The organism is Dapis hubbardiae BLCC-M172 (genome assembly GCF_050016015.1).
In the GTDB taxonomy this organism is placed as follows: domain Bacteria; phylum Cyanobacteriota; class Cyanobacteriia; order Cyanobacteriales; family Microcoleaceae; genus Trichodesmium.
On sequence record NZ_JBNHEQ010000228.1, the window covers coordinates 6,866 to 10,763 of the forward strand.

Genomic DNA, 3,898 nt, shown 5'->3' on the forward strand with positions numbered 1-3,898 from the left:
TCTGCCGGAGTGCTTCAGAAAATGTATTGACTGTTGGGTTGGTCTCACATAGTAGAAAAATTTCACTATCCACCTCTTCTGCCGGAGTGCTTCAGAAAATGTATTGACTGTTGCGTTGGTCTCACATAGTAGAAAAATTTCACTATCCACCTCTTCTGCCGGAGTGCTTCAGAAAATGTATTGACTGTTGCGTTGGTCTCACATAGTAGAAAAATTTCACTATCCACCTCTTCTGCCGGAGTGCTTCAGAAAATGTATTGACTGTTGCGTTGGTCTCACATAGTAGAAAAATTTCACTATCCACCTCTTCTGCCGGAGTGCTTCAGAAAATGTATTGACTGTTGCGTTGGTCTCACATAGTAGAAAAATTTCAGTAGATAGATCGCTATAATAATCCTACTTACCTTTCATCTCAAAAGATGAAGTTTACATCCAGTTATTTGTAAGCATTTTATTTGTAAGCATTCAGCAGTCAGTCATCAGCTATTAGCTATTTTTAGTTTTCGATAAAAGCTTTATCAATTTTCTTACTGCAAAAGTCGGCTTCCTTACTCTTAAAGTCTCTATTTATTTAGAGACTGTTTTTGAAAAAAATGCCTTATTGCTGTTTGCTCCGCATTCCGCAGGAAGAGCTGATAGCTAATAGCTGTTTGCTCCGCATTCCGTAGAAAATGCTTACAGTTATTTTAACTAGGACGACGTTTTTCATTGTTAAATTTTATTGTTGAAAGATTTACAGTAAAAAAAATTAGTAATCAGAATATAACCTTTTTGATAGATATTTAAGATGGCAATTTTACATAGTTTTTGGGTGACAGAAAATCAACAACCTAGTTCCTTATTTGTTTGGGGAGAAACTTGGCATAGAATTACAGAAGAGGATGCTGGTGAAACAGAAAAAATTACTAATAATCATTATGCAATAACTTTAGATGAACTGTTAAAGTTATCTAAGACAAATATCAATTTTTCTTTAGAAAAGCACAAAAAATATACAAATCAAACCTTAGCTATCCCCACAAAATTATCAGAATCTAGTCAAAAAATATATCCGATTCATTCTGCCACAAATCTATCAGAAATTTCAGAAAAGTTATATCTTTATCCCTGGCAAATAGAAGGAATTTGTTTAGAACCTCTAGAAGCAATTAAATTTTTACAATCTATTCCTCTGGGAAAAACTACTGAATCTTTCATCGGAGCAGATTTAAGATTTTGGTCTCATGTTGCGCGATGGAGTCTTGACTTATTAGCAAGATGTAAATTTTTACCCTCTATTGAACAAACATCAAGTGCAGAATTTATTACAACTTGGCAACCTTTACTTGATAGTTCTATAGATCAAACTAGATTGAAAAATTTCACCCTACAAATGCCTCTAGTTTGTCGTACATATAATATTGATTGGCAGTCATATCTCTCTCTAGAAAATATACAAAATCTACAAATAGTTACCGAAAATAATTCCTCAAAATTACCGCAACTTCAATCAAGTCAAGAAATTATCCAAGATTTCTTAAAAAATATAATAGATACACAAATTAGGCAACTATCAAACGAAATATCTCCAACACAAACTACCTCATTAAATCCCTCAATTAGACAATGGTTGAAATCCTTATTAGGAAAATCAACCTTAAAATTGCCTCCTGCTAAAGAAACACAACAAATTAGCAAAATACTTGAGAATTGGAAATCTCCTCTACAGGAATATCAAACCACAGAAAAGAAATTTATTACCTGTTTCCGTCTCCACTCACCATCAGATAATTCCCGACAATGGAAACTAGAATATTGTCTCCAAGAAGTCGATAACCCAGAATTTTTTGTTAATGCCAAAACTATTTGGGAAAATCCTGTAGCAAGTTTAAATTATCAAGGAAAAACAATTAAACTGCCTCAAGAAACTCTGCTAAAAGGTTTAGGTTTAGCATCAAGAATTTATCCAATTATTGAACCTAGTTTACAAGAAGCAACTCCCCAATATTCTCTACTAACTCCACAACAAGCTTATGAATTTATCAAAAGTGGAAGTTGGCGGTTTACTGATAGTGGACTGGGGGTAATTTTACCGCCTAGTTTGGCTAACCGAGAAGGATGGGCGTCTCGTTTGGGCCTTAGTATTCAGGCGACTGCTCCAAAAACGAAAAAAACTGAAAGACTTGGGTTAAAAAGTCTTCTTAATTTCCAGTGGGAATTATCTATTGGAGGCCAGAAATTAACTAAGGCTGAATTTGACAAATTAGTAGCTAAAGATAGTCCTTTAGTAGAAATTAATGGCGAGTGGGTGGAATTACAACCTCAAGATGTCCGAGCAGCAAAAAATTTCTTTGCTACTCGTCAAGACCAAATGGCTTTGTCTTTGGAAGATGCTTTACGGTTAGCGACTGGGGATACTCAGACTATGGAAAAGTTGCCTGTTGTTAATTTTGAATCTGGGGGTCAACTACAGGAACTTTTGGATACTTTGACAAATAATCGTTCGTTGGAGGAAATTCCTACACCTGAGAGTTTTCGGGGAGAACTGCGGGATTATCAAGCACGGGGCGTTAGTTGGTTGACTTTTCTAGAACGTTGGGGTTTGGGTGCTTGTTTAGCGGATTGCATGGGCCTCGGAAAGTGTATTGGCCCTAATACAGAATTATTTATTAATGGCATGGTAATGCAGGCAGAGAAAATTTGGCAAGCTTATGCAGGTGAAACGGAATTTGATGGGGAAGGGTTTTGGGCAAAACCGAATCGGGAATTATTGGTAAATTCTCTGGATGAGACAACGGGAAAAATTGTGGTTGCTCCTATCCGACGGTTATATCGACAGCGGGTACGAGAAAAGTTACGAAGGGTGAGATTAAAAGATAAGAGTAGTATTACTATTACTCAGAGTCATAAATTATTTATTCGCGATAGTTGGAAAAATGATTTTCAGGTGGGAGATTATGTTTGTGTGCCTGCAAAATTGGTGTGGGATGGGAAAGCAGAGGATAAAGATTTGGTCAAATTTCTTGCTTGGCAAATAGCTGAAGGATGGGAAAGATTTGACTCTGGAATGTTTGGTGTTTCTCAGAAGGGAAAAGATGTTTTAAAAGATTTACTTGAGACTTTTAGCAGACTTGGAAAACGATATGACATTAAAATTAATTCTCCTAAAATTGTTCCTCATACTAGCCAAAAAGATTGCTATGAAATTAGAGCGCATAGTGTAGAGTATCGGAAATTTTTAGAAGAGAAAAAATATAAGTGGGGAAAGCGATCGCTTGATCAAACTATTCCGTCATTTATTATGCAAGCTGACTTAGAAAGTATTAGAATTTTTCTGAGTAATTATTTTGATGCAGAAGCTTCGGTAAGCAAAACGATGAGAAATATCGAAATTTCTACAGCATCGTCTCAACTTATTCAACAATTATCTACCTTACTAAGACGTTTTGGAATTTGGATGACAATATCTCCTAAACAAAAACGAGCTACTAATGGTACTGGAATTTTTCGTACTTATTATATCGGTACATTTAGCGGTAACTCAGCACGTCGTTTTTTACAACAAATAGGATTTAATTACCCAGAAAAACAAGAAAAACTTAAGTCAATTTGTGAGAAAAAAGCCAACTCAAATGTTGAAGGAATTCCTGCTTCTGATATAGTCGCCGAATTAGTGAAGAAAACTAAACTAGCAGTTCAAAATTTGGGGATGCAGAATACAATTTATATCGATAGTTATCCAGAATTTTCTTCTACTGACTTGGCAAAAGTTCTAAATAATCTGGAGGATATTAGTAAAGTTGTAGAAAAAGGATATCCTCAACAGAAACTTTCTCAAGACAAGACTCAAAATTTAGAAGTTTCTCCAGAATTTTCTTCTACTGACTTGGCAAAAGTTCTAAATAATCTGGAGGATATT

Annotated in this window: 1 protein-coding gene; it reads left to right on the plus strand. The window is 35.3% G+C overall.

Features of this window, described 5'->3' with window-relative positions; translation table 11 throughout:
- Positions 1 to 787: 787 nt before the first annotated feature.
- The coding region (locus ACP6PK_RS21105; protein ID WP_426562363.1) for an SNF2 helicase-associated domain-containing protein at positions 788 to 3,898 on the plus strand (3,111 nt) is incomplete at its 3' end.